Here is a 26,631-nt window from a genome sequence, read left to right as displayed (position 1 = left end):
CGTAATTTGACATGGTCACAATCCCGCCAGATTCAGATGTGGAAGAAGTTTCTGACTTCACTCCGCTGACTGCGGCACAAGCAAAAGCGCTTCGCGAACAAAATCCGGCAATTTCTCCATGGTGGGTTGTTGCGGGACAAGTGGTGGTTGGAGTCCTGGTGGCTCTGGCGGCTTGGGGTGTGACGGGTAGATCGGTCGTTGGTTGGTCTGCGGCTTGTGGCGCGCTGGCGGTAGTCGTTCCGGCGGCGCTGTTTGCAAGAGGAGTTACTGGGCAATTTGCTTCGGTCAATGCGGGTTCCGCTGTGCTGAGCTTTTTTGTCTGGGAGTTGGTCAAGATTTTGGTGACGGTGGGCATCTTGTTTGCGGCCCACCTGATGGTGGCGGGGTTGAGCTGGCCGGCAATGCTGGTAGGTTTGATTGTCACGATGAAGGTGTACTGGCTAGCTTTGGGTTTCAAGCGAAAACCAAAGACAGTGCAAATTTAAAAACGCTTAACGGCAAAAGTAACTGATACGAGTAACTGATGGCTGCTGAAGAAAACGTTGCGGAACATGGCCTCACGGCCGGCGAGTACATTGGCCACCACCTGACGCACTTGCGCACAGCGCATCAAGCAGGTGTGGTTGATTTCTCCGTTTTCAATATGGACTCCATTTTTTGGTCTGTCCTGTTGGGCGTGGTGGGCATGTTTGTCATGTGGCGTGTGGCGCGTAGCGTCACGACTGGTGTTCCTGGCCGCATGCAGGCCGCCGTGGAAATCCTCCTGGAAATGGTGGATACCCAGGCCAAGGGCATTATTCACAATGCCGAGTCGCGCAAATTCGTGGGTCCCCTAGCTTTGACCGTGTTCATGTGGGTGTTTTTGATGAACTCCATGGACTTCTTGCCTGTGGACCTGATCCCGCTGATCTGGGAAGAGATTTATGGCGCCGCAGGTGGTGATATTCACCACGCCTACATGCGTGTAGTGCCTACGGCGGATCTCTCGACTACGTTGGGTATGTCCTGCTCCGTCTTGCTGGTCTGTCTGTACTACAACGTCAAGATCAAGGGTGCTGGTGGCTGGGCGCACGAACTGGTGACCGCCCCGTTCGGTACCAGCAAGAACCCCGTTTTTGCTCTGATTCTGGGTGTGCTGAATCTCAGCATGCAACTGATTGAATTCACCGCCAAGACCGTTTCACACGGCATGCGGTTGTTCGGAAATATGTACGCTGGCGAGCTGGTGTTCATGTTGATCGCACTCATGGGTGCGGTTGGTTTCGGGTCGGCTACAGGCATCGCCTTGTGGTTGGGTCATGTGGTTGCAGGTACCGGTTGGGCAATCTTTCACATTCTGATTGTTGCTTTGCAGGCCTTCATTTTCATGATGTTGACCTTGGTGTATGTGGGGCAGGCCCACGACCACCACTGAGTTTGTCGGTCTTTTCACTTTTTTGTTTTCTCGTTAACTTAAATCCATAGGAGCTCTTAAATGGAACACGTTCTTGGTTTTGTCGCGCTGGCTGCTGGTCTGATCATTGGTCTGGGTGCTATCGGTGCTTGTATTGGTATCGGCATCATGGGTAGCAAGTACCTTGAGTCTGCAGCACGTCAGCCCGAGCTGATGAATGAACTGCAAACCAAGATGTTCTTGCTGGCTGGTCTGATCGACGCTGCGTTCCTGATTGGCGTTGGTATCGCCATGATGTTCGCATTCGCCAACCCCTTCGTGCTGAAGTAAGCCCTTTCGCCTTCCTAACTTAGAGAGGTGTTGTTGTGAGTATTAACGCAACATTCTTCGCACAGATGGTGGTGTTTTTCATATTGGTGATGTTCACGATGAAACTCGTGTGGCCACCGATAGCGAAAGCACTCGATGAACGTGCGCAGAAAATCGCAGACGGCTTGGCCGCTGCGGACAAGGCCAAAGCAGAGTTGACCAGCGCCAACAAGCGCGTGGAAGACGAGCTGGCCAAGTCCCGCAACGAGACTGCAAGCCGTCTGGCTGACGCGGAACGCCGCGCGCAAGCCATCGTTGAAGAAGCCAAGGCCAAAGCAACCGAAGAAGGCAACAAGATCGTTGCTGCCGCCAAGGTTGAAGCTGAACAGCAAACCGTCAAGGCCCGTGAAGCACTGCGTGAGCAGGTTGCTGCGCTGGCTGTCAAGGGCGCCGAGCAGATTCTCCGCAAGGAAGTCAATGCTGGCGTGCATGCGGATTTGCTGGGCCGTTTGAAGACCGAGCTGTAAGAGGACACCATGGCTGAACTCGCCACTATTGCAAGGCCCTATGCCGAAGCGCTGTACAAGGCTTCTGCAGGTGATCTGGCTGCGGTAAGCACCTGGGTTGAAGAGTTGGCTGCAATTGCCGGCAACGAACAGTTGCTGCAATTCGCCGACAGTCCCAAGGTGACCTCTGCACAAGTCTTTGATGTGATCGCGGGTGTGGCCAAGTCGGCCCTGGGCGATCAGGCCAAGAACTTCCTGCGCACTGTGATCGAGAACGGTCGCCTGAGTGTTCTGCCTGAAATTGCTGCACAGTTCCGGGCGTTGAAAAACGCCCAGAGCGGATCTTCTGATGCTGTGGTTTTCAGCGCTTTCCCGATTGATCAGGCGGCATTGGCTGATGTGGCAGCAACGCTGGAAAAGCGTTTCGGCCGCAAGCTCAATGTGTCTGTGGAACTGCAGCCTGAACTGATCGGCGGCATTCGTGTCGTGGTGGGTGACGAGGTTCTTGATACATCTGTCAAGGCGCGTCTGGAACAAATGAAAGTGGCACTGTCAGCCTGAGGCGTTTGCCGCAGTCTGCAGCCCTAACTAAAGAAAGAAGGAAAGAGTCATGCAACTCAATCCCGCAGAAATCTCTGAACTGATCAAGAGCCGTATTGAAGGTCTGTCCGCCAGCGCCGACATTCGCAATCAGGGCACCGTGGTGTCGGTGACCGACGGTATCTGCCGCATCCACGGTCTGTCTGACGTGATGCAGGGCGAAATGCTTGAGTTCCCCGCCGGTAGCGATGGCCTGCCCACCTACGGTTTGGCGCTGAACCTGGAGCGTGACTCTGTTGGCTCCGTTATTCTGGGTGAATACGAACACATCTCCGAAGGCGATACCGTCAAGTGCACGGGCCGCATTCTGGAAGTGCCCGTGGGTCCCGAGCTCAAAGGCCGTGTGGTCAATGCGCTGGGTCAGCCTATCGACGGCAAGGGTCCCATCAATGCCAAGCTGACCGACGTGATCGAAAAAGTGGCTCCTGGCGTGATCGCCCGTGAGTCCGTCAGCCAGCCCATGCAGACCGGCCTGAAGTCCATCGACTCCATGGTTCCCGTCGGCCGCGGTCAGCGCGAGCTGATCATTGGTGACCGTCAGACCGGCAAGACTGCCGTGGCCATTGACGCCATCATCAACCAGAAGGGTCAGAACATGACCTGCGTGTACGTTGCGATCGGCCAGAAGGCGTCTTCTGTCAAGAACGTGGTGCGCGCTCTGGAACAAGCTGGCGCCATGGAATACACCATCGTCGTGGCCGCTACCGCTTCCGAGTCTGCCGCCATGCAGTACGTGTCTGCCTACTCTGGCTGCACCATGGGCGAATACTTCCGCGACCGCGGCGAAGACGCACTGATCGTCTATGACGATCTGTCCAAGCAAGCCGTGGCTTACCGCCAGGTTTCCCTGCTGCTGCGCCGTCCTCCAGGCCGTGAAGCCTACCCCGGCGACGTGTTCTATCTGCACAGCCGTCTGCTGGAGCGTGCAGCTCGCGTGAATGCCGACTACGTCGAAGCCTTCACCAAGGGCGCCGTGAAGGGCAAGACCGGTTCTTTGACCGCTCTGCCAATCATTGAAACCCAAGCCGGTGACGTGTCTGCCTTCGTTCCGACCAACGTGATTTCCATTACCGACGGTCAGATCTTCCTGGAAACCTCGCTGTTCAATGCAGGTATCCGTCCCGCTATCAACGCCGGTATCTCGGTGTCCCGCGTGGGTGGTGCTGCCCAGACCAAGCTGGTGAAGAACCTGTCTGGTGGTATCCGTACCGACTTGGCCCAGTACCGTGAGCTGGCTGCGTTCGCGCAGTTCGCCTCCGACCTGGACGAAGCCACCCGCAAGCAGCTGGACCGCGGTGCCCGTGTGACCGAGTTGCTCAAGCAAGCCCAGTACAGCCCGCTGACCATCAGCCTGATGGGCGCAACACTGTTCGCAGTGAACAAGGGCTTCATGGACGATATCGAAGTCAAGAAGGTTCTGTCCTTCGAGCACGGCCTGCACGCTTATCTCAAAGACAAGCATGCCGCTTTGCTGGCCAAGCTGGAAGCTGACAAGGCAATGGATAAAGACGCTGAAGCCGAATTGAACGCTGCCATCACAGCCTTCAAGAAGACTTTTGCTTAATTCCGCCCTGACGATCCAAGGAGCCATCAATGGCAGCAGGTAAGGAAATACGCGGCAAGATCAAATCGGTGGAAAACACCAAGAAGATCACCAAAGCCATGGAAATGGTGGCCGCATCCAAAATGCGCAAGGCGCAGGACCGGATGCGCGCTGCCCGTCCATACAGCGAAAAGATCCGCAACATTGCGAGCAATCTGGGCAAGGCCAATCCCGAGTACACGCATGCCTTCATGCGTGCCAACGATGCGAAGACATCCGGCTTCATCGTCGTCACCACCGACAAGGGTTTGTGCGGCGGCATGAACACCAATGTGCTGCGCGTGGTCACTGGCAAATTGCGTGAAATGCAAGGTGCGGGTGAATCTGCACAGGCCGTGGCCATTGGCAACAAGGGTCTGGGTTTCCTGAACCGTGTTGGCGCCAAAGTGGTCTCGCATGCGACCCAGTTGGGTGATACCCCCCACCTGGACAAGCTGATTGGCCCGGTCAAGGTATTGCTGGATGCGTACACCAAGGGTGAGTTGAAGGCTGTGTATCTTTGCTACACCAAGTTCATCAACACCATGAAGCAAGAGCCGGTGGTTCAGCAACTGCTGCCTCTCTCGGCTGCTGAAATGGACGCGCAGGCTGCCGCCAGCGGTACGCAGCACGGTTGGGACTACATCTACGAGCCGGACGCACAGTCGGTGATCGATGACTTGCTGACTCGCTATGTGGAAGCACTGGTGTATCAGGCGGTTGCAGAGAACATGGCATCCGAGCAGTCTGCACGGATGGTGGCCATGAAGGCTGCTACCGACAATGCAGGTAGCGTGATCGGGGAACTCAAGTTGGTCTACAACAAGACCCGCCAGGCCGCGATTACCAAAGAGTTGTCCGAAATCGTTGCGGGTGCTGCCGCGGTGTAAGTCGCAGCATTCGTTGTACAAGTAGTTATAGATTTAATTTTTGGAGCAAACAATGGCTCAAGCTAACTCCCCAGTTCAGGGAAAAATTGTTCAGTGTATTGGCGCGGTGGTGGACGTTGAGTTTCCCCGTGACAAGATGCCCGGCATTTATGACGCGCTGAAGATGGAAGGTTCCACCCTGACGCTGGAAGTGCAGCAGCAGCTGGGCGACGGCATTGTCCGTACCATTGCTCTGGGTTCTTCCGACGGTCTGCGTCGCGGCATGATCGTTTCCAACACGGAAAAACCGATCTCCGTTCCCGTGGGTCAAGCTACCCTGGGTCGCATCATGGACGTGCTGGGTGCGCCCATCGACGAGCGCGGTCCTGTGAATGCAGATCTGCACATGTCCATTCACCGCAAGGCTCCTACTTATGACGAGCTGAGCCCTTCTCAGGAACTGCTGGAAACCGGCATCAAGGTGATTGACTTGGTATGCCCCTTCGCCAAGGGCGGTAAGGTGGGTCTGTTCGGTGGTGCCGGTGTGGGCAAGACAGTGAACATGATGGAACTGATCAACAACATCGCCAAGGCGCACAGCGGCCTGTCCGTGTTCGCCGGTGTGGGTGAACGTACCCGTGAAGGTAACGACTTCTATCACGAGATGGCCGATTCTGGCGTTGTGAACTTGGAAGACCTGCCCAAGTCCAAAGTGGCCATGGTGTACGGTCAGATGAATGAACCCCCGGGCAACCGTCTGCGTGTGGCTCTGACCGGTCTGACCATTGCGGAGTCGTTCCGTGACGAAGGCCGTGACGTGCTGTTCTTCGTGGACAACATCTACCGTTACACACTGGCCGGTACCGAAGTGTCCGCTCTGCTGGGTCGTATGCCTTCCGCCGTGGGTTACCAGCCTACGCTGGCCGAAGAAATGGGCCGTCTGCAAGAGCGTATTACCTCTACCAAGGTTGGCTCCATCACTTCCATCCAGGCCGTTTACGTGCCTGCCGACGACTTGACCGACCCGTCTCCTGCGACCACGTTTGCTCACTTGGACTCCACCGTCGTGCTGTCCCGTGACATCGCTTCCCTGGGTATCTACCCTGCTGTGGACCCGCTGGACTCCACCAGCCGCCAGCTCGACCCCAATGTCGTGGGTGAAGACCACTACAACACGGCCCGCGCCGTGCAAGGTACGCTGCAGCGCTACAAGGAATTGCGTGACATCATCGCGATTCTGGGTATGGACGAACTCGCTCCCGAAGACAAGCTGACCGTGGCCCGTGCCCGTAAGATCCAGCGTTTCCTGAGCCAGCCTTTCCACGTGGCTGAAGTGTTTACCGGCTCTCCTGGCAAGTACGTGACCCTAGCTGAAACCATCCGCGGCTTCAAGATGATTGTGGCTGGCGAATGCGATCACCTGCCGGAACAAGCGTTCTACATGGTCGGTACCATTGACGAAGCGTTCGAAAAAGCCAAAAAGGTTGCCTAAATGAACACCATCCACGTTGATGTGGTCAGTGCAGAAGAGTCCATCTTCTCCGGTGAAGCGCGCTTTGTTGCGCTGCCCGGTGAAGCTGGCGAGTTGGGGATCTATCCCCGCCACACTCCGCTGATCACGCGCATCAAGCCTGGCTCGGTGCGCATTGAAAAGGCCGATGGCTCCGAAGAGTTCGTCTTCGTTGCCGGCGGCATTCTGGAAGTGCAACCCAACTGCGTGACTGTGTTGTCCGATACCGCCATTCGTGGCAAAGATCTGGATGACGAGAAGGCCAATGCCGCCAAGGCCGCCGCCGAAGAGGCCATCAAGAACGCCAAGAGCGAGATTGACCTAGCCAAGGCAACTTCCGAACTCGCAGTCATGGTGGCCCAGATTGCAGCGCTGCGCAAGTACCGTCAGAAGCGGTAATTAGATCTGCCACCAAGCAAGACCGCCTTTTGGGCGGTTTTGTTTTTTGTGCTGCGCATTCCTCGCACATGAGGGAAAATTGCCAGCATGGCAAGAACAAAATCCAAATTGCAGGCTGCGGCGGTGGGTGGAACGCCGGACGAGGTGGAGGCCACTTTTTACGAGGGTCTGCGTGAGGGCGATGCCGACAAAGTCATGTCATGCTGGGCCGACGAGGACGACATCGTGTGTATTCATCCGGGAGGTGCGCGCCTCCTGGGTGCTGCCAGCATTCGCGCAGCATTCGAAGAGATGTTCTCCAACGGAGGCACCCTCCAGCTCGATGTAACCAATGTGCGTCATGTTCACGCAGTAGCGTGCGCGATACACCACGTCAGCGAGCGCGTGGAAGTGGTCACGCAGCGAGGGCCGGTTCAGGCCTATGTACTGGCAACCAATGTGTATATCAAGACCGCACAAGGCTGGCGTCTGGTTGTTCATCACGCCAGTCCAGGTACAGAGTCACAAATGCAAGAAGACGTGTCCCAACCCAAAGTACTGCATTGAACGATTTGTTCGCCTACACCGCGCCTGTGTGGCTGCCCGGCGGGCACTTGCAAACCATATGGCCAGCGCTTCACAGTCGACGCTTCGCCGAAGCCCATGAGAGCTACAGGCGCACTCGGTGGACCACTCCAGACCAGGATTTCATCGACGTAGACTGGCTAGATGCTCACCAGGGCGAGCCGGGTCCACCAATGCCAAGGAACCCCTTGCTTGTGCTGTTCCACGGACTCGAAGGCAATTCCCAAAGCCACTACGCCCGTGCCTTTGCTCAGTTTTCACGACAACAAGGCTGGAATTATGTGGTGCCGCACTTTAGAGGATGTAGTGGTGAAATCAATCTCGCGCCACGGGCCTACCACTCGGGTGACCATGAAGAAGTCGACTGGATACTGCGACGTCTGAAGACCCAATACCGTGGGCCCATCGTGGCAGTCGGCGTGTCCTTGGGCGGCAATGCGCTGTTGCGCTGGGCACAGGAATCCGGATGTACCGCAGAGGAAGTGGTGCACGCAGTTTGCGCGGTGTGCGCACCAACCGACCTCACGGCCAGTGGTATGGCGCTGGGACAAGGTTTCAACAAGTTCACCTATACGCCGATGTTTCTGAATACGATGAAACCAAAGGCCTTGCTCAAACTGCGTCAACACCCTGGGCTGTTCAGCCAGGAAGCGCTGCTGTCTTCGCGCAATTTGTATGACTTTGACAATGTGTTCACCGCGCCGCTGCACGGCTTTAAGGATACGCAGGACTATTGGAGCAGAGCGTCATCCAAACCCCGGCTGCAAGCACTGCTGCTCCCCACGCTGATCGTCCACGCGCACAATGACCCGTTTGTACCTGCATGGAGCCTGCCGGTCCGGCAGGATGTGGGCGCCAATGTCACCTTGTGGCAGCCACGTCACGGAGGCCACGTGGGCTTCTCCACCGGGAGGCCCCCGGGAAGTCTGCACTGTCTGCCAAGCGCTGTCGGACAGTGGCTACAACAACATATTGCGTAAAAGGATTGCTATGGATGACATCGTCAAACAGGCCATGCTGAAATGGCCCAACGTGCCCCATTGCTATGGGTGGCTCGGGCTGGACGCGCGTGGCAATTGGTACATGCGAGACGACAGAGCTCAGGCGCAAGGTGGCTTTGCCAGTGGCGTACCGGGTGCGAAAGGAAGCCTGCTGCAGCACACCAAACTGATTGAGTTCATACAGCGCAACTACGCCGCAGATAATGAGGGTCAACAGTTCTTTCAGAATGGACCGCAGCGCGTGTATGTGGAGCTGGAAGCCACACCCTGGATATGGCGTATATCAGACCATCATCAAATAACCGCACATGACGGCAGTCCGGCCAATTTGAAGCAGTGCCTGGTAGACGAGCGAGGTTGGCTCTACTGCGAAACAGATGTGGGCTTCGGCCTGGTGCATACCCAGGACGTGGCGAATGCGGCAGATGCCATTGGGCAGCAACTGTGGACGATCAAGGAAGTGAACCGTTCCGAATTGGAGGGACGGTATGGCTATGTCTGCAGCCCGCAAATCCGACAGACAACAAAAAAGCCGGTTGACTGAACCGGCTTTTCTAAAGGTGCGAGCGCGTGCTTACTTGGCAGGCTCGGACGCAGCGGCCGCTGGCGGCTTGGGTTCTTCAAACTTGGCGCCGCCTGCGTTGGCCATGTAAACCACACCGCGTGCCACTTCGAAGTCGGACAGGTCGCCACCGCCTTGTGGACCCATGTTGCCCTTGCCCTTCAAGGCAGAGTTCCACAGTGCGTCAAAACCGTTCTTGATACGGGGACCCCATGCGCTGGCATCACCAAACTTGGGAGAGCCAGCAGCACCAGTCAAATGGCAGGCATAGCACTGGGCCTTGAACACCTGTTCGCCTGTACGTGGGGCACGGTTGGCATCGCGGATCTCGACCATGCCAACTTTCTGAATGCGCTCTGCCACCGCACGTTCCAGGTCAACCGAGCCAGCGGCCGGCTTGTTGCCGGAAGTGACGAAGTACACCAGTCCAATGATGATGAACACGGGGATGATGAAGGAAAAACCCACCGCCACCAGCAACTGCTTGGGATTGGTGATGGGGCCAGTGTGTGCCTCATCGTGGCCGTTAACGTTACTGGTGTCGCTCATAAAATCCTCGGAGTGGGTGCGGCTTCAGAATGAAGGCTGGATTATAGCGGGGTGCTTGCGTGAATACACCTACAATGTCGGCTGCGAGTTGCGGCTGTAGCTCAGTGGATAGAGTATTGGCCTCCGAAGCCTATGGTCATCCCAGGTTCGGCCGCAAAAGTGAGTATTGGTCTGTTTTCCGAAGTGCGGCTGTAGCTCAGTGGATAGAGTATTGGCCTCCGAAGCCAAGGGTCGTGGGTTCGATCCCCGCCAGCCGCACCATCAAAGGGAAATCCATAGATTTCAAGGGCCATATGGTGACGCGGCGTTTGCCCGCGGCAATAGTCAAAGTCTGCGAAATTAGGGCACAACCACCTTTGTGGACCAATCTTCAAACCAAGTTACTCACACCGGTCCGTGCCCAGGTTGTGCCACGTTTGTGCCCTGGCCGTGCCAAGCAATTTTCACAGAAGTCGAAAATTGACGATTAGTCCTGTGCCCGGCTGTTGGCGGGGTGTCTGAGGGATAAGTGTCAATGTCTGTTCCGCAGGGAGATTACAGTCATTACACCGTGGATTTCGGGAGCCATTGATGGGCCAGATGCCGACTTTAGTCAATGACTCCTTGAAAATCATCCATGGGCGGATACTCTTATGTTCCATTCGCTGCACAACGGCCAATTACCAAGTAACTTTAGGAAGTAACCGTGAGCTTCGACAACCAAAGAGAACTCACCCCTTTTTTGGGGTGTTCAAGTTGAAAAGGTGCGGAACAATATTTAGATTGAATTTAGAAATGTTTTTGTCTAAATAGCAACTGCAGCAATGCTACGGGCTTGATGAATAGGCCGTTTAGCCTCTCATAACTTTCCAGCGCGGCACGCGTAGGCCATTGAGCAGACGGAATTAGAAGAGAAATAATCAGAGTTGCAAGCCTCACGTCACCCATAATGTCCTGCCTCAATTGAGCCCAAGTAACTTGGATCATTGCAGCGCTCTTACGATAAGCTGCCGGAGGCTCTTTTATAATGCTCAAATAGTGATACTTGAGCGAGATCCTGCGGCCCCGATGACTCGTGTTATCCAGTCGATTGCAATTAGGAGAATATTCAAATGCCGTCCGTCCCTTTTTTGGTCAACTTTGCGAAACCTTGTATGTCTCCAGGGCGCGTCAGCCCAAATAGGGAATACGTTTATGACGATGTAGAGGACATGGTGCGATGGACGGGACACATGGATGCTCCATTTGCCATAGATCAAGCCGGAAAAAATGGTCCCATGACAAAGAAAGCCGATATTGAAAAGGGTGAGGACAATAAGGACCGGCGGATGTGGCGCTAGACCACGCCCATGATCCTCATCCTCTCAAACAAGTGGGATATCACTGTTGACTTCGTCGTCCGTGAACTCAAGGCACGCCGCGCGAAGTTTCTGCGAATCAACACAGAAGATTTAACTAAAGATGGGGTCGTTTTTCGCTTTCCGGGCCCATGTCTCGTAATCGGAAAAGGGGCAAAGACCTTTGATCTTTCGCAAGGTGTGACTGCGATTTGGTGCAGACGCCCAGGAAAACCATATGACTACGTACCTCAAGATCAGAAACCTTCCGACGCTATCCAAAAGTTCGCCAGTGATCAATGGCACGCGTGTTTGGAAGCACTTGAGCTTTTGAGAGACGTTCGCTGGATAAATCCTCCTACGACGAATGATCAGATGGAGAGCAAGCTCCGTCAGCTTCAACTTGCATCAGAACTGGGCTTTCGCGTTCCCAGGACTTTGATTTCAAATAGGGGTGAGGAAATCCGTGCTTTCTGCGAGGCTGAGGGCGGTTGTATCGTTGCCAAGGCACTCTACGCGCCGCTGATTGAGGAAACAGAGCAAGACTTCTTCATATTTTCTAATGTCGTCACACTCGCTGATTTGCAAAATAATGAGTCATTGTCGATAGCACCCAGCATATTTCAACAGATGCTGTCGCCCAAGATTGATTACCGCGTTACTGTGATTGGTGACAAAGTACTCCCTGTGCGGATTACCTCTTCCAATGAAGAATGCTTGGAGAGTGCTTTGGATTGGCGCACTCGAGAGGCAAATGTAAAGTTTGAGGTGGCCGATATTCCACGTTCGATAGAACAATTGTGCAGGCAATTTGTCGCTCATGCCGGACTGACGTTTGGGGCGATAGATTTGGTCGAGTATGCGGGTGATTTCTTTTTTCTTGAGATAAATCCGAATGGCGAATGGGGATGGTTGGAGAAGGCTGTGGGAGCTCCTATCAGTGCTGCCCTTTGTGACATTCTTCTTGCAAGGGAGGCGTGATGAGCCTGCGTTGCTTCATGAAGCGTGCATGGGGTTTTTTATATCCGCCCTACGAACTTTTGCTCTATGGACCAACTGATCAATTGCCGGATGAAGACCCGATCGTTACTTTATTTAAAAGTAAAAAATCGGTTGCACCAGATGTGCAGCAAAGTCACCTAGCAATTGCCGAAGCCATTTATAAGAGCGAAATAGACAGAAAAAAAGCATTGAAGACAAGGCTACTACCTTCCTTACAGGTGTGGCTGTATCTTTTAGTATTCTGATTGCGCTCCCCGCATTGCTAACAGACAGGATCGGGGGTTCGATCTATTTGAAGGTAATCGTCTCGGCTCTTTTCGCCGTCGCGGTGGTATATCTAGTCGTGGCTGCTCTCTATGCAATTAGAGTTCGCACGCGTGATCCACACTACGTTATCAACTCGGCCAGCTTACAAGACTTCGCACTAACTGACCCAGATTTCCGCCGTCAGTGGGCATTGCATCTCATCGATCTCGTACGTCGAAACGAACCTTTGCTTACGCGCAAAGGAAACTTGATGTACGTTTCTGAGAAGACCTTCCTAAGGGGGGTGATTGTTGCAACCCTTAGCGGTCTTCTCCTTGTGATCTTCTCTATTGCATATCCGAAAGTGCAGCCTAGTTTATTGGCAGCTACGGATAAGCAAGAGATTGCGCTGTTGGCCGGTAGCCTCGCGAGATGTGTCGATTCCAATAACAGCTTTGGTGCACAGCTATCAGCCGAAGGAAAAGCATTGGGGGAACTCAAAGCAGAATTGGCGGCAACTCTGAAAGCTCAGGCAAGTTCGAACGCAAAACTCGAAGCAAAACGGAAAGTTCCTAAGCGGAGTGCCCCGGCGCCAGCGCCCCCCCCTCCCTCAAGGCCGGTTACCCAAGGGTGCAGTTCCGGTCCTGCGCCTTGAGCACACACTACTGACAGCGCAGTTGGGTGAAGACCACTGTGACCGATAGATTGTGATCGGTTCAAGGATATAACTGTTGTCGTCGGCATTTACTTGACAGGCTTCTAGCACTTGTGCCGAGTTGCCACTGACACCCTAGCGCGTTGCACGAATCGCACTGAGCCTAACTTCTGCTGTAAACAGCCCTTTAATCAGGGAGTGGCACGCACTATCAACCTATGGGTGTCCTTGTTGACCTGCCCTAGGCGTTTTTTCCGGAAGATGCGAGCTGTTCCTAATGCCCGTGGGGACGGGTTTTAGGCTGGTGGTAATGCCCAAAGCTCTTGCAGGTTGACGTCATCACTACTGGGGCGATGCTCCTTTAGCAGCGGGTCAATCTTCAGGATCATGGGCAGGTCGAATGCAGTGCCTGTGACCACACAGCAACCTCTGGCAAGGGTGGGTATCAGTGCCTTTGAGGACGAGTCTAGTGTGCTGATGGTGTTGTCCAGCAGCATGAGGTCGCGCTCGTTTACCAGCCGGTGGATGAAAAAGTTGTGGATCTGCGAAACGATGGTGGGCGAGATGTCGGCCGGTCGCTGGCTGGAGAGAGTGAGGTAGACGCCGTACTTGCGGCCCTCCTTAATGATTTCCTCGAAAAGCTCAAGCCGGTAGTCTTTCCAGATTTCATGCTCGCGGGTGGATTGCTCTGACAGGATGTTGTGAGCCTCGTCAATAATGAGATGAAGAGTCCGAGTTGGTGGGCTCTTTAGGTTCTCTGAATCCCTGTGGTTCGTGTAGAAGTTTTTGGCGATGAGTAGCGGCAAGATTTTCTTGATTTCGTTCTTGCACTTCTTGAGCGAGATGACATGCAGGAGATGTGGAGGCGGTGGCACATCCACGATTTCAAGCACGTTGCGAAGAGCCGTGATGGATGACTTTGCCCTAGAAATTACCGGCTGGATGTGCTCGTACTGGGCATACCCCAGCACGACATCTGAACATAGCTGAAGGTAGCATCTCAGGATGAGTTCCGTGAACTGGTCCATGTCGGCAACATCCACGTGCGCATCCAGCAGCGGTTTTAGATGGGCTACAAAACCGTCACTGTCAGAGTTGTAGAAATTGCCGTCTGTATCTTTGAAATACTTGTGCTTAGCGTTGTAGGTGATGCCCTTGAGGTGATCCTGCAATTTTTCGCAATCAATGATTCTGGCTATCTCACGGCTCAATTCAAGCGCATCAGGTTTTGGCTCACTGGCACTGAAAGCCTTCTCAAAGGTCTTTTCAATGTAGCGCTCAAGTGGCACGTCCTTGAATCTTTCCTTGCCAGTTAGCACGCGCCGCAGGAATGGTTGCTGTGTGTTGGTTGTGGCCTGGAAGAGCAAGCTGAGGGTTTCAGCATCCCAGAAATGGGAGGCTTCAATCTTGAACTTGTGCTTGCCCTTCTTGGAATCCAGCATCGTTACTTGCTTGTCACTGGCGGGCAGGATCTGCCCCTCGGTGTACTCGCCATTGAAGTCAATGATGACGAACTGGCTCTTGTGCTTGAGGGCGGGAAGCTTTTCGTTGAAGAGAGTTGTATAGAGCTTTGCCAGCGTGTTGGATTTGCCGCTGCCTGTATTGCCAAAGATTCCAAGGTGGCTGTTGAAGATGCGTGTCCATGGCAGGTTGATGGGTACGTTCTCCTTGAGCATTGAACCAATGGAAAAGTTGGTCTTGCCCTCGGCTCCGTAAATTTTGCTCACCATGGGCTCGCCGAGCAGGGATGCCTTATCCCTGATCATTGGCATGTACTTCACGCCCTCAAAGAACTTGTCATCCATGATGTAGCCAATGGGACGAACATCAACCTTGCGGATGTACTGGGTCTTATCGGCATCAGCATCCATCTTGCGTTCATCAAGATATTCGCCTTCTACAAGGCAAACGATTTCTATGAACCCGCGTTGAATGGTTACATGCTCTCTAAGCGACACACCTCTGTACTTCACCCCTTCATAGAAAATAGTTTCCAGGCTGGAGTCTTCAAAGATACGCAGTGATATGCGAATACCTGATACGGCAATGACTTCGCCTATGACGATGCTCATAGAGCGTCCTTGTCTTCAACCGGCGTTTCATACTTCTCAGCCTTGAGAGAGAAGATGTACTTATTGAAGTTGGTGAAGTCCAGTTTTTCACCATCGGGCGGACCAATGACGATCACGTTCTTCCAGAGCTTGAATTCCTCCCTCATGCTCTCAGCACCGCTTTGGCTGTAGCAACAGATGAATGTTTGAAGTTGAGGGTTAGATAGGGAGCGTTGCACCAGCTTTCTGATGTGCTCATCGGCAAAGGAAAAGCCGAAAGTGATCAGAATGGAATTGGGTTTCTCAAGCTCATAGCTCAAGAACCTGAGCATCTGATAGTAATGCTCTTCAAAAACAGTCTCGTGAAACTTCCACTTGGTGGGATTGACGATGGGCAGCTTGTTGTACTCGGTCCAGAAATTCTCTCTTTGTGCAAACGTGAAGTTTACGGATGGAATTTTTGCCGTGCTGCCACCATCGGTCGTAAGGTACTCGGAAAACTTGCCAATCTTCTCCAGCGTCTTTTTATGGATCATGTTCCTGAAGTCGTTGACATACTTGACTTCAATCCTGTCGCCACTTATTGACCAGTAGACAGAACCATGGAGATGGATGATGTTGAGCTGGGGCACTCCGTAGCTGCTTCGCTCAAAAATACCTGTCTGGCACTGGAAGGTGCTGAAGTTTTTGGCATGCAGGTGCTTTCTGTGAAAGCCTGAAGTGCCATCGTTGACCACGAAATCATGCGAGCCCTTCATGAGAATGTTGTCGGCACTGTGAGCCAAGCATCCGTCATAGTTGGTCGTGAAGATGTTGATCTTGCGATTGAGATCCTTCCTTCTGTCTAGCAGCCCAAGAAGGGTTTTCAGGAAAACTCCATAATTTTCAAGATTGGCTTTTCCCTTGTCGGATGTGACTGCACTGGGCGTGAAGGTTTGAACTGGAAAAATGCACGTGTTGTAGTAGTGCATGAACAACGCAGTTCGCTTCTCCTGTGAAGTCTCAAACCTGGCGGCGAGAGTCTCAATCGTCTCCCATTCACCTTTGGTTCCCTTGATCGCGAGAGCAAGAGTTGGGAACAAGTCCGCTGAAGCTCCTGAGCCAATTAGTATGTTGATGTTCTTGTTGTATGCATCCAGTGGTTCAATCGATTCAAACATTACTGCCCCTCCTTATTTGACTTCGTAGAAGATAGCATCCAGTAAGGCAGCGACGTGCACGCCAAGCGTTGCTCCTGTTGATCGCATCCATAGTCATCAGAGTCTGCCTCTTGTACTGCGGCATGTTGTAGCTCTTCAGGCCAGTCAACAGGAGCGCGTCAATGCGCGTTTGATGGTCGCTCTGCCACTTGATCCCGTCCCACAGCAGAACAATCCTGGCAAAGACTGCTCCGTACACAGCAGGTTCCATCCCTGGCTCCTTCACGCGTCAGAAAATGTCTCATTTTCGTGCGCTAGGGAATCAGCCACCGCTGTAGTGGCGCACGATGAGGCCGATAACAGCCACCACGATACCGATGATTGTTAACATGGTTGTCCATCGGCGCGCAGCGGCCACACGCTCCGTGTTCCGTTCGTCTAGCCAATGCTGCGCGACAGGTCGCTGCCAGTCCAAGTACCCGTTCAGTGCCAGCTTCTTGCGCACGTAGCGCTCGTCGGTGGCGTTCAGTTCTTCGACCAACTCGGTACGGTTACTTGGCAGCATCGGGCGCTCCTCCTTCTTCGTCTTCCATCTCATGGCTCACGCCAATGCCCATCGCCCGCTCGGACACTGCCCTGAAAATTTGCTTGTCGAGGTGTCCCTCTTCGTGCAGCTTCTTAACGACCTGATACGGGTTGAACAGCAGTACCCACTTCACGCGGCCACGGCTCTCCTCGACGAAGTCGATGAAGCCCATCTGCTTCAAAGTGCGAAGGTGGCGGCGAAAGGTAGTCACGCCACGCTCGCCGCCATAGCCGGATTCGAACGCCGCGTCCTCCTCGCTCTCGACCCTGGCGATTCCACTGGCCTGCGAATGCATCCAGAGGGTCATGTAGGTCGTGCCGGCCGCGCTGGAAGCGTTGAACATCTTCTTATGCGCCTCCTTGACTACGACCTCGCAGATCAAGCCGACAGCCCGCGGCATAGCGGTCCAGCCGCCCCCGGCGGACGACCACACTTGCTCGTCAGCAATTGCCGCCCAGTGCAGTGCGCGAATGTCCTTCGCCCACTCAGCCAGCGTCTTGCGTTTCCGCACCTTACCCTTCTTGGGTGCCTGCGCGGGGATGGCAGCAGAAGCCGGGGGCGAGGCAGCTGGCGCTGCCAGTTTGGGTATGGTTTTCGAGCTCATGGCTCCCATTGTAGGCGTGCTGTCGACGCAAAAAAAGACAACTCAAATCTGAGTCAATAAAAACAGTTTTAATCTAATTGTGAGTTAGCCAATTTAGTAGCGCACTGGATGTGCAGAATTCACGCGACTTTGGTGACCATATTCAATAAAATCAAGCGCTTATTGCCAAAGACGATGTCATGGGTTTCATGTCTGTCTCACTATTACGTTATCCGTCCATCAGGGGGAGTTGTAAGAGGGGGATGCGAACCCATGAATTTGTAACAAAGTGTTACGGGGCTTGTTGGCCGCGCGCGGCCACCTACTTGCGGATGCCATTCTTGAAGTCCCATTCACCCATGGCCTGCTGAAGCGCCTTCGAGTAAGGCGTGGCCGCGTCGTGCAGCATCGCGCTGACGAACTCGGCAAAGGCTTCCAGAATATCAAGAGGGTCGCTGCTAGGCGCAGCAACCTTGCCCTTCGCCCCTTCGTCCCGCATCACCTTGAAGAGGCTCTGTGAAAGGAAGAACTGCGCATCTTCATCGGTCACGGTCGCAGACAGGTTGTGAGCCAACCGGTTTCGAATCTTGTTCAGATGACGGATGCCGCCAATCAGCATCCTGAGCATGGGGTCGCCAGGATTCAGCAGGTTCATCTTCTGCGCGAACGAAAGCCGGGCCTCCTCGAGGTCACCAAGAGAGTGGTTCGCGTGCTGCAAGTGCTCCGTCATGTAGTACTCTACGTGCAGATGCGACCGCAGTATGCGCCCGATGGTGGACACATCCTGGTTCCACCGCTCCTTCATGGTGTTGTACTCAGCCTCCATGGAGGCGATGGCCAGCTCCCGACCGCCCATGATCTCAAGGGTTCGCGTCGCGAAAAACCCCATCTGGGCATCGTCTGGTTTGGTAGTGGCCATAGAAGTGCGCCTAGGGCTTGACTCCGCCGAGTAGCAGGTCGTTCAGGTGAGCTTTCGTAGGCACGGAGTTCTCCTCGATCATGCGCACCAATACCACTTGCATGATGTTGAATGTCTGCACCAAGTGATCGAAGCTGTGCTTAGGCTTGCCGTGGGCCGCTGCAGACCGCTTGTCGTACAGGTCGTAGATTTCCTTCTGAATCTTGGCCCGATCCTCGCCGGGTGGGTGCAGGTAGGACGCGAGGAGGATCGAGACGCGGAATCGGAGCTCGCTGGTTGACGGCGAGAACAGAGCCTCAAGCGCCCCCCACAGGGCCACCAACGTAGTGCCATGGTTCGGGATGAACATCGACATAGCGAAGGTGTCAATCGCGGTCTTGAAGTCGGCATGCGACCCCATAAGGGAGACCGCGTGCTTCCAGTTGTCGCGCACCCACACCAATCTGTGGCTCGCCATCTTGGCGTCTTCTGGGTTGACGAAGCCGAGTCGTGTGTACTGCGGCATAGTCTCAATTGGCTTGATGCGCATCTGGTCGCCAAGATCAGCACCAGCGGACAGCGAGTAGTTCGACTCGACCAAGAAGCGCACGTTAGGGTCGCACTTCAGCCGGATCATGGCAACGAGCGTTCCAGCAACATCTCTCAGGCTGGCGCCGTGCTTAGGCTTGTAGCTGCTCGGAATAAACAGCTCGGCATGAACGTCCCATCCATCGTGTTGGGTCGTCGCCTTCCACGGGCCTGCATGATGCTCACCAGGGTTCGCCGGAAGCTTGAACGCCATGATGTTAGACTGCATGAAGTGGCCGTACGTGCGCTGGATCAGCAGCCCCTCGCCAAGCTCCAGCGGCTGCCAGTCAGACAGGAATTCCAGGCCGGATAGCCCAGCGTAGTAGCCCTCGGTCTGGGTTGGTGTTGTCATCCGCGGATCGTACATGAGTGCAAACCGCTGCCCGGCGGACTATCCAGTCATCGTGCTCCCGGGGTCAAGCGGATCAGTTGCCCTGGTGCACGGAATCGGCTCGGCTTGAGAGCCCTACGCGCACCTCGGTAAGCACCCCCGGGGCCGAGGGCATCAAGGTTTGCTGCGGGGTTGACGAGCGTGAGCCATCATTACACGTGATCATGCACGCCAAAGTAATGGTCTGCCGGTGGGGGGCGACCAATGGATCTAAGCAGATTCATAACCCAAGTCATCGTGATCTTGAAAACTGAAAATCTCTTGATCGACAAAACGTCCCAGTTTGCGCATTAGCGGCAACAATTCATCGTCTGCATAGATACAACCTGTGTGATTGGGATCTATTTGCTGAGCCTTTGAGGCTAATTCAGGTAGGTGACCTAAACCGGCTTCTAGCTGTCCTGACAGTTGCGAGTAGCCGGGACGCCATGCACTTGCGTTTGGAAAAATATCGCGCAAGCTCGCCAGGATCTGCATGCCTGCGAAATCGAGATCGCCGAAGAAATAAACCGGTACTGGAGACGAACTTGCAAGCTCATCTTCTGGCTGGAACAGCCAGCTCTCGATCTCAGGTAGTGATGTCGCAGACGCCGGTGCGCGCAAGTACAGGCGGCATCCAGCTCGAGAACGCAACCTGCGAGCGCTGCCTCGGAAACCCGCCGCATAGATCAGCAGGCTGCCTGCCCAGGCTGGGTTTCGCGTCTCAGCCATGTGCTCGAAGGTGACTAGGTTTTCGATAAACAGCACGTCCTTGAAGGCTCTGGTACCGCGAAAGCTACTGTTTGAAGAACTCCAATTCGGCGGCACCAGTAGCAACTGGATTGGTGCTTCGGTGAACTGACCGGAAGTAGAGCCCAGCAGCCTCAGCAGTTCCTCGCGGTGGTCCAGCACTTTGGAGCGGCCCTGGAAGGCGTGTGCTGAGGCTTCGCGCAAGGCCATTGTTCGGCCTGATCGGCATAGCTTGGTCAAAGTGACAAGACTCCGAGTAGCGTCTTCTGTTGGCAAATTCTCCACAGGAATCAATGGGCTGCGGTTCAGATGGTCTAACACAGCCGCCGAATCGGCAGGTGCCTCATGCGGATTTGCGGCCCAGTGAGCGGTCAGGTGCGCTCGCCATTGCTGCCGCCAACGTAGGGCTTGTGGCGTATATCCGGCCCAAGTCGTCAAGGCACTGAAATCACGCAGCTCTAGCCGAGGCTTGCGGTCGCTGAAGCTGGCAAATGCGCGAGGGTTGTCTAGTAACAAGGCAACCCAGCCCGTGGCACACAGGTCGTCAAGTTGCATGCGCAGCAACTGGATATGGTCGGCATCGACGGCATCATGCAGTTCGGGTGCGACCTTGCGCTCCAGCAGCAGACGTACCGGTCCTTGGACCGTGCCGCGCTCAGCCTTGGCAAGCAGAAGTCGGGCCAGGCGCAATAGGAAGGGATGCGGCGGAGGTGGATCGGGCAACGAGGGCAATTTGGGCGCGTTCATTGTCAGGACTGAGGTTTGTCATTGGTACCTTCAACTGCCAAGACCGTGACCTGATCTTTGTTCTCTTGTGCGACCCAATTGACGCGTGCTGCTTCGCGTGCTTGTTCGGCATGCGCACTCCACAGCCGAGCCAGGGCCGGGCGGTTAAGCGTTTTTTCCTGAGCCTCGCTGATGAACAGCTCTTGGCCATCACGTCGCGCCATTACCTTGGAAAAGGTGAATTCCTTGTCGAACTCGGGTTTGACCGCACCCGACTTAGAGGTGGGCATGGCCACGACGAGTTGCAGTCCCAGAGTCTGCGACAGGAACTGCAGCACGTTACGCGAACGCGTTTCGTCCATCTTGGAGAAGGCCTCATCGCTGAGCATTAGTCGCAGAGCCGGCGCTTCCCGGCGGTCTCCGCCGAAGTGTCCAAGTGCATGGGCTAGCACGGCCGAACGAACCACATAGAACGGAGTTTCCAACTCGCCGCCCGAACCTGTGCCCCAAGTGGACAGCCGCGTAGTGCCAACAGGACTGGTGCGCAGGATGTCGTAACGCCGGTAGTTGCGGTAATCGGCCAGTTCGCGCAACGCGCGTTCGCTGGCACCCTGGTCATTGGCCAGCAGCAGACGGCGAATCTCTTCCGCAGTGGCTCGCTGTTCGTCGGTGAGCCGAGCTGAGGTGAATATAGAGCTGTGGTCTTGCTCCAGTGCTTCGACTGCGCTTTCCACCGCCTCGAAGAACTCCTGCACCTTTTGCATGCGCGGTACCCAGTCCCATTCCAGTTTAAAGGTGTCGCTTCCGAAGCGGATGCCCTGTAGGTGACGGTTGAGCCGCTGCAGCGTCAGCGCGCCCTGCTTGACATCGTCGCGTACCTTGAAGCAGAAGCTGCTGGTGAAGACGTGATTGAACTGGCTTTCCGCTTCACGCAATGCGCGCGCGTTGTCCGCCAAGCCGATGGCGCGCTGGCGCTGAGCCTGCTCGGCGATGGCAGTGCGGGTGCGCTCGATCAGAGGCAGTAGCTCTTCCAGCCGATCGACGCTGCGCGGCGGGTCGGTCCAAGTAAAGCGCTCGCTGTCGTCCCGCGCGCCAGACAGATAGGTGCCCACGGCTTGGGCCAATTCGCGCAGTGTGCGTGGCAGGCCTTCGCGGAGACTCTGCACACGATGGCGCAGTGCGTCCAGACTGGTTTCCGACTCGGCCGCCAGCGTTTGGGCCTCACTTAGCAGTTGAGGTTCGGTGGCCAGAGTGGGTGCGGCACCTGCGAAACGTGAGGCCCAGACCATAGCATTGGTGCAGGCGACGTCGAGATCGGGTAGGCGTTCCGCCAGAGTTTTTTCGCGGCGGTGCAGTTCTACCAGTTCCTTGTCGGTGGCACCGACTTGCTTCAGCTCTTCGTCGCGTTGTCCGGTGACGCTGCCGATGCGAGTCTTCAGATTCTTTTGCTCAGCCAACAACTCGTCGATGGCCGACAGGTCCAGTGCTTTGAGCGCCTGCTCAGCGTGGGCATGCTGAGATTGACTCTCTAGCACAGCGAGCACCAACGGCGTTAGCGGTGTGAACACGGGGCCGTTGAACATTCGGGTGATTGCCAGCAGCGACTGGCGCAGCGATTGCAGAGTGTGCGTCTCCTTCGCCAGGCGTTGGAGTTCGTCCTCGCACCACTGCCGGCGCCGCTGGCGCGCGGCTTCACCGAATGCAAGCTCTCCATCGGGTGCACGGCAGGCGAACATGCCGTAGCCCCGGCTGCCTAGACCTTCCTCCATCAGGCCCTGTGGGGTGCGGGCCAGCTCTTCTTCGGTGTCCACCTTGCGCACGCGGCCATACTGCGCCATCAGAAAAGCGTGGGCTACCGGATGCTGGCAGACCAGTTCGTGCAGCACAGACCGCACCTCCAACTGGCGATTCTCGGTGTCCTCCATCGCCTTGCGACCCTGTACAACCTTGGGTGAGCGCACGCGGTAGTGCTGCTTGACCAGTCGGGCGCAGCGCGCTTCCATGCCCGCCTCGACGATGATGGCGAAACGATCACCGCCCATGTAGCCTTCGATGGCGTTCTGCCAGAGGGTGCCGGGGCGTGGTTCCACCAGTTGGGCCAGTAGGTGAGGTCGGGCCGAAGGAAGCTCGCGCTCGATCAGCGCTACGGCATCATGGGCATCCTTCGGTCCCTGGGATCGGCCAGACTGTAGACGACGCAGTTCAGCATCACGCTGTTCGATGTCGTCTTCTAGTTGATTCAATTGGATACCCACATCAGTCAAGGCCTGGAGCACCGCGCCTTGCACCGAGGTTTCACCGTCGTGCAGACCCTGGCGCAGGTTGGTCAGTTGCGTGTCGAACGCTTCTAACTCGAAGGCAGGCAGCACTACGTCCAGTTTCGCATCGCGCGCATATGCCTGGGCCATGACCGGCCAGGGCTTGAGTACCTGCTGTGCTGCGGGGTGTAAGGCTTGCACAGCCGCAGCCAGCGCTGGCAACGCCGACAGGTCCAGCGCCAGCAATTGTTCGAGTTGTGTGGTCATGCCGCCGATGCTGCGCGCGGCGTCCTGCACGCGACCCCAGTGCAGCCGGAACTGGTCGACCTGCAGCCGGATCTGGTTCTCCAGCGCATGCTTTTCGCGCGCAACATCACTGTCGTCTAGGCGCTTATCCACTCCACGCAACTGCTCGCGCAGCTGAGTCTCTTGCGCTTCGAGCGAGTCCAACTTCTCTCGCAGCTGTGTCTGCTTTCTATCCTGCGTTGAAATCTGGCGCTGCACCGAGGCCAATTCATCCTGTGTCTCATTGCGTGTACGTAGAGCATGGGCGATAGTGGTGATGACGAATCGCCGCGCCTCATCAATGACCTGGTCCGCACTGGTTTGAGCACCATCGAGTCGTTCCAAATTCAACACTAGGCGTTCAGCCTCAAGCTTCAGGCTAGCGATGGAGCGCATTAGTTCGCGCATCTTGTCGAGGTCTTTGCTGAAATCGTGCGGCTCTAGGATTTCGTCGCGCACCAGATCGTTGACATTGCCCAGCTCCTTGTATGCCATGGCTTTGACGAGCGACTTGGCTGCGCGGGTAGCATCGTGTTCACCTACAGCCGTCTTGCCCATCAACGCACCATAGAGATGCTGCAGATAGGTGCCCTTGTCGGGAAAGCGCTGTACCGTAGCGACGGACTTTTCGGCATGGGTCTGCAGGCGGTGCTGGAGTTGAACATACAGATCCTTTAGAGGCAATGGTGAGGCGGTGAGCACCTCGCCAGCGCGGCGTGCCAGATTGTCCATCGACAGGGCTCGGCGCACGATGAAGAACTGCGCTGTTCCCTGTAGGATGGCGCGCCGGCCGTCCTCAAAAGCTTCCACACCGACCAATGCTGTGAAGGGTTCGGCTTGCTCGCCTACCTGTTCGGAGGCTTCAAACACAATGCCGACGTAACTTGTTGACCGGGTGCGCAAGAACACACCGTCGGCCTGTTGGCCAAGGGCGTAGGCGGCCAGGGTACGCGGCTCCTTGCCGCCACGCCGACTTTGAGTGGATTCATCCTGGCCAATGTTGAACTGCACCACATGCTGGTGTGCGGCAGTCAGTACGGTCTGAATTGCATCAAGTAACGTGGATTTGCCCGAACCGGATTCGCCTGTCAGCAGAACAGAGTCTGCAAAGGGCCATTCACGGTCCTCCAGCGAACCCCAGTGCCAGGTTAGCAGCTTGGCAATCTTCATAGGCCGTCCTCGGGTACAGGCTTGGGGGAGGGCGTTTGGCGCTTCACCATCCGCAAAGCCTCTTCCAGGGCCTCGTCGCTAACGAAGCTCATCACCGGCCGCAGCACGGCTAGGCCCATTTGCATGTCGCCGACGTCATCGCCTTCGACGAAATGCAGAATGCGGTGTTTGCGCAGCTCACGCAGCAGCGACATGCGTTCACTGGCCGCGTTGGGCAGTTTGTGCGCCAGCAGCGACACCACCGTTTGTGAAAGCTCCTCCAAGCTGATAGCCAAGCGTTCGTCCACCAATTGGCGGCGTCCAGTAAGCGCCTCAGTGTAGAGAAAACGCAGGGCGATCACAGCAGCCACGAAATCGCGTGAAAGTCGGGCTCGCAGGCGGCGTACACCGTCTTCTTCTTCGTCGCTTCCACCTTCGCCTGGTGGATACAGACGTAGTAGGCGCGCATCGCTGTCATGGACCAGGACGAAACCGATGCATGCAAACCATTCGCGCAGCAACTGTTCGCATTGGATGGCATCGTCATACAACATAGCCTCTGGCCGTGAATACTCACGCCACACCACGCCGCTAGCCAGTAGTCGTCCGGCCAATTCGGAGAAGCGCGCGGATTTGACGTTGGCGGCACCTTCAGTTGTCAGCCTCTGTTCGATGTACTGAGCCAGGGATTGCAGCATGGTGTGTTCAGTGACCTCTGCTTATCTGGTTGGACGTCGCATCCACATCACCAATTGGTTCGATGCGCAACTCGTAGTCGTCGGCTCGGAAGTAGGGTGTACTTACTTGTCCGACTATCTTGCGAGCTTGCAATATGCGACGCCCTTCGCTCGAACGCGCCGCGCCCACGGCGTGCAGCACACGTACAGCGTCCTCGGCGGTCTCAACTGGCAGTGCCGCCAGTGTGATGGGGCCGTCCTGCAGATGAGTCATCAGACCTTGAAGCACCTGCTGATCGCTGAAGGCAAAAGCCTCGGCTTCAGCTCGACGCAGTAGAGCATTCAGACGGCTGGTTTCGTCCACGACTAGTGGTGCCTGTGCTACGGTCTCTGATTCCCGATCGCGCATCGTCCAGCGAAGCACGCCACCGGGCAAACGGATCTCGGCTGTAGACAAACGGCGTGTCAAGATGTCAAGCAAACCTTCACGAGACGGCTCTGGCTGCTCTTTCAACCAGGCCATAGTACGACCCAACGGGGACTCGGCACCATAGTCCAGGGATAGCGCTTGACGCAGCAGGCTGGTGAATCGGCGCACGTAGTTGTTCATCTCCGAGCGCAACATCGGTAGCTTCAGACTGCAGGCAGCCTCGACCATGCTCTCGATGCGGTCGGCCAGCCAAAGCATGGGGCTGCGGCCTCGAGCCGTCTGCTCTAGCCAGGGCGCGCGCTGTAACAGATGAGCATCTACGCTGGCGCGATGCTCACCATCAATTGTACGAACATCCTCCAGTGCTTCATTGATCCGGCCGCGATGGCGTTCAGCCGAGTCCGCCACCAGGCGCACGGTGTACTCGCGCGCAAAGCGCTTCTCAATAAACTCATTGAACTCGTTCCAGGCCACCTTCTGTGCCAGTGCCTCTCGCGTTAGGCTCTGAATCAAATGACGAAAGTATTCGATGTCGTCTTGCAGATCCTGCACCACGCGGCTGGCGAACTCGTGGGCGTCCAACAGTTCATCAGCATCTCGGGTGGCGAGGAAGGCAGCCAGAGCCTTGCGGGCCGAACGCATGTTGCGTTGGCGAGTTTTGGAACGGGAATCGTCTAGATTGGCAAATGTCTCGCTGAAAGCCTTGCCCGAACGGCTGAGTTTGAGCGTGGGTCGCAGATCAATGGGATCGCGATAGTCCTCAAGCCAACCATGCTCTTTGAGCTTGCGCAGCAGTTCGCTTGCGTAGGTGCGTTCCTCCTCAGCGCGCACAATCTGCCTAACCTCGAAAGCCAGGTTACGCAATTCAGGATTGGCGAGTGCATTCTGAATCACTTCGAGCACGAGTTCACGCGTCAGCACTTCTGCGTAGTCGGCATTTGCGCCATGCACTCGCGTATACAGGGCGCGCAGCACGGTGGCACATAGCTCGCGGTTCTCGTGCGTGAGAGGGCGAAAGAAGTGCTCACGGGGAGAGGAAAAGAACATCATCTGGGCGCGTTGATGTTCTGCACAGACT

Annotated in this window: 25 protein-coding genes and 2 tRNA genes; 16 read left to right on the top strand and 11 right to left on the bottom strand. The window is 55.7% G+C overall.

Features of this window, described 5'->3' with window-relative positions:
* The first annotated feature begins 11 nt into the window (after positions 1 to 11).
* From AAGF34_RS05335 to AAGF34_RS05280, 12 genes are all read left to right on the top strand, one after another.
* Complete coding sequence (locus AAGF34_RS05335) at positions 12 to 485, top strand: ATP synthase subunit I (protein ID WP_342619587.1); 474 nt, start codon at positions 12 to 14, stop codon at positions 483 to 485.
* A gap of 38 nt (positions 486 to 523) precedes the next feature.
* A complete protein-coding gene (gene atpB / locus AAGF34_RS05330) occupies positions 524 to 1,414 on the top strand; it encodes a F0F1 ATP synthase subunit A (RefSeq protein WP_342619586.1) in 891 nt (296 codons plus the stop codon).
* A 60-nt stretch (positions 1,415 to 1,474) separates the two neighbouring features.
* Positions 1,475 to 1,723, top strand: a complete 249-nt coding sequence (atpE, locus tag AAGF34_RS05325; RefSeq protein WP_011827793.1) for a F0F1 ATP synthase subunit C — start codon at positions 1,475 to 1,477, stop codon at positions 1,721 to 1,723.
* A gap of 35 nt (positions 1,724 to 1,758) precedes the next feature.
* On the top strand, positions 1,759 to 2,229 hold the full coding sequence (locus tag AAGF34_RS05320) for a F0F1 ATP synthase subunit B (protein ID WP_342619585.1): 471 nt from the start codon (positions 1,759 to 1,761) through the stop codon (positions 2,227 to 2,229).
* 9 nt (positions 2,230 to 2,238) lie between these two features.
* Positions 2,239 to 2,769 carry a F0F1 ATP synthase subunit delta gene (locus tag AAGF34_RS05315; protein WP_342619584.1) on the top strand — a complete coding sequence of 177 codons (531 nt, stop codon included), beginning with the start codon at positions 2,239 to 2,241 and terminating at the stop codon, positions 2,767 to 2,769.
* Between the two features lie 49 nt (positions 2,770 to 2,818).
* Entirely contained in the window at positions 2,819 to 4,372 is a 1,554-nt protein-coding gene (atpA, locus tag AAGF34_RS05310; RefSeq protein ID WP_342619583.1) for a F0F1 ATP synthase subunit alpha, read from the top strand.
* Between the two features lie 29 nt (positions 4,373 to 4,401).
* A complete protein-coding gene (gene atpG, locus AAGF34_RS05305) occupies positions 4,402 to 5,280 on the top strand; it encodes a F0F1 ATP synthase subunit gamma (protein WP_342619582.1) in 879 nt (292 codons plus the stop codon).
* Positions 5,281 to 5,332: 52 nt separating this feature from the next.
* The gene (gene atpD, locus AAGF34_RS05300; RefSeq protein WP_342619581.1) at positions 5,333 to 6,751 is read left to right on the top strand and encodes a F0F1 ATP synthase subunit beta; all 1,419 of its coding nucleotides are present in this window, start codon (positions 5,333 to 5,335) and stop codon (positions 6,749 to 6,751) included.
* Entirely contained in the window at positions 6,752 to 7,168 is a 417-nt protein-coding gene (locus tag AAGF34_RS05295) for a F0F1 ATP synthase subunit epsilon (protein WP_342619580.1), read from the top strand.
* Positions 7,169 to 7,255: 87 nt separating this feature from the next.
* Positions 7,256 to 7,714 (top strand): nuclear transport factor 2 family protein, encoded by a 459-nt coding sequence (locus AAGF34_RS05290; protein WP_342619579.1) that lies wholly within the window; start codon positions 7,256 to 7,258, stop codon positions 7,712 to 7,714.
* A complete protein-coding gene (locus AAGF34_RS05285) occupies positions 7,711 to 8,712 on the top strand; it encodes an alpha/beta fold hydrolase (RefSeq protein ID WP_342619578.1) in 1,002 nt (333 codons plus the stop codon). Before AAGF34_RS05290 ends, AAGF34_RS05285 begins: the two co-directional genes overlap by 4 nt.
* 10 nt (positions 8,713 to 8,722) lie before the next feature.
* A complete protein-coding gene (locus tag AAGF34_RS05280; RefSeq protein WP_342619577.1) occupies positions 8,723 to 9,277 on the top strand; it encodes a DUF2946 family protein in 555 nt (184 codons plus the stop codon).
* Positions 9,278 to 9,307: 30 nt separating this feature from the next.
* Here the strand turns inward: AAGF34_RS05280 and AAGF34_RS05275 are convergent, their stop codons facing one another.
* Entirely contained in the window at positions 9,308 to 9,844 is a 537-nt protein-coding gene (locus tag AAGF34_RS05275) for a c-type cytochrome (protein ID WP_342619576.1), read from the bottom strand.
* A 90-nt stretch (positions 9,845 to 9,934) separates the two neighbouring features.
* Between AAGF34_RS05275 and AAGF34_RS05270 the strand changes: the two genes are divergently transcribed.
* The 4 genes from AAGF34_RS05270 to AAGF34_RS05255 all read left to right on the top strand — a co-directional run bounded on the left by AAGF34_RS05270 (position 9,935) and on the right by AAGF34_RS05255 (position 12,407).
* Positions 9,935 to 10,000, top strand: a tRNA-Arg gene (locus tag AAGF34_RS05270).
* A gap of 29 nt (positions 10,001 to 10,029) precedes the next feature.
* Positions 10,030 to 10,105: transfer RNA gene (locus AAGF34_RS05265), tRNA-Arg, on the top strand.
* A gap of 1,067 nt (positions 10,106 to 11,172) precedes the next feature.
* Positions 11,173 to 12,141, top strand: coding sequence for a hypothetical protein (locus AAGF34_RS05260; RefSeq protein WP_342619575.1), 969 nt, complete (start codon positions 11,173 to 11,175; stop codon positions 12,139 to 12,141).
* The gene (locus tag AAGF34_RS05255) at positions 12,141 to 12,407 is read left to right on the top strand and encodes a hypothetical protein (RefSeq protein WP_342619574.1); all 267 of its coding nucleotides are present in this window, start codon (positions 12,141 to 12,143) and stop codon (positions 12,405 to 12,407) included. Before AAGF34_RS05260 ends, AAGF34_RS05255 begins: the two co-directional genes overlap by 1 nt.
* 952 nt (positions 12,408 to 13,359) lie before the next feature.
* On the opposite strand, the gene AAGF34_RS05250 is transcribed toward AAGF34_RS05255, so the two are convergent.
* The 10 genes from AAGF34_RS05250 to AAGF34_RS05205 all read right to left on the bottom strand — a co-directional run bounded on the left by AAGF34_RS05250 (position 13,360) and on the right by AAGF34_RS05205 (position 26,603).
* Positions 13,360 to 15,135 (bottom strand): ATP-binding protein, encoded by a 1,776-nt coding sequence (locus AAGF34_RS05250; RefSeq protein WP_342619573.1) that lies wholly within the window; start codon positions 15,133 to 15,135, stop codon positions 13,360 to 13,362.
* Positions 15,132 to 16,274, bottom strand: coding sequence for a hypothetical protein (locus tag AAGF34_RS05245; RefSeq protein WP_342619572.1), 1,143 nt, complete (start codon positions 16,272 to 16,274; stop codon positions 15,132 to 15,134). The genes AAGF34_RS05250 and AAGF34_RS05245 overlap by 4 nt, the downstream gene beginning before the upstream one ends.
* A 301-nt stretch (positions 16,275 to 16,575) precedes the next feature.
* On the bottom strand, positions 16,576 to 16,818 hold the full coding sequence (locus tag AAGF34_RS05240; RefSeq protein ID WP_342619571.1) for a hypothetical protein: 243 nt from the start codon (positions 16,816 to 16,818) through the stop codon (positions 16,576 to 16,578).
* Positions 16,805 to 17,443, bottom strand: coding sequence for a hypothetical protein (locus AAGF34_RS05235; protein ID WP_342619570.1), 639 nt, complete (start codon positions 17,441 to 17,443; stop codon positions 16,805 to 16,807). The genes AAGF34_RS05240 and AAGF34_RS05235 overlap by 14 nt, the downstream gene beginning before the upstream one ends.
* Before the next feature lie 301 nt (positions 17,444 to 17,744).
* Positions 17,745 to 18,341 carry a hypothetical protein gene (locus tag AAGF34_RS05230; protein WP_342619569.1) on the bottom strand — a complete coding sequence of 199 codons (597 nt, stop codon included), beginning with the start codon at positions 18,339 to 18,341 and terminating at the stop codon, positions 17,745 to 17,747.
* 10 nt (positions 18,342 to 18,351) lie between these two features.
* Positions 18,352 to 19,260, bottom strand: a complete 909-nt coding sequence (locus AAGF34_RS05225) for a hypothetical protein (RefSeq protein ID WP_342619568.1) — start codon at positions 19,258 to 19,260, stop codon at positions 18,352 to 18,354.
* 249 nt (positions 19,261 to 19,509) lie between these two features.
* Positions 19,510 to 20,775 carry a hypothetical protein gene (locus AAGF34_RS05220; protein ID WP_342619567.1) on the bottom strand — a complete coding sequence of 422 codons (1,266 nt, stop codon included), beginning with the start codon at positions 20,773 to 20,775 and terminating at the stop codon, positions 19,510 to 19,512.
* Positions 20,776 to 20,777: 2 nt separating this feature from the next.
* Entirely contained in the window at positions 20,778 to 24,467 is a 3,690-nt protein-coding gene (locus tag AAGF34_RS05215) for an SbcC/MukB-like Walker B domain-containing protein (protein WP_342619566.1), read from the bottom strand.
* Positions 24,464 to 25,144 (bottom strand): DUF4194 domain-containing protein, encoded by a 681-nt coding sequence (locus tag AAGF34_RS05210; protein ID WP_342619565.1) that lies wholly within the window; start codon positions 25,142 to 25,144, stop codon positions 24,464 to 24,466. Before AAGF34_RS05210 ends, AAGF34_RS05215 begins: the two co-directional genes overlap by 4 nt.
* A gap of 7 nt (positions 25,145 to 25,151) precedes the next feature.
* Positions 25,152 to 26,603 (bottom strand): Wadjet anti-phage system protein JetA family protein, encoded by a 1,452-nt coding sequence (locus AAGF34_RS05205; protein WP_342619564.1) that lies wholly within the window; start codon positions 26,601 to 26,603, stop codon positions 25,152 to 25,154.
* Between the last annotated feature and the right edge of the window lie 28 nt (positions 26,604 to 26,631).

The organism is Rhodoferax sp. GW822-FHT02A01, from assembly GCF_038784515.1.
Classification (GTDB): Bacteria; Pseudomonadota; Gammaproteobacteria; order Burkholderiales; family Burkholderiaceae_C; genus Allorhodoferax.
This window is presented reverse-complemented; position numbering and strand designations above follow the sequence as displayed.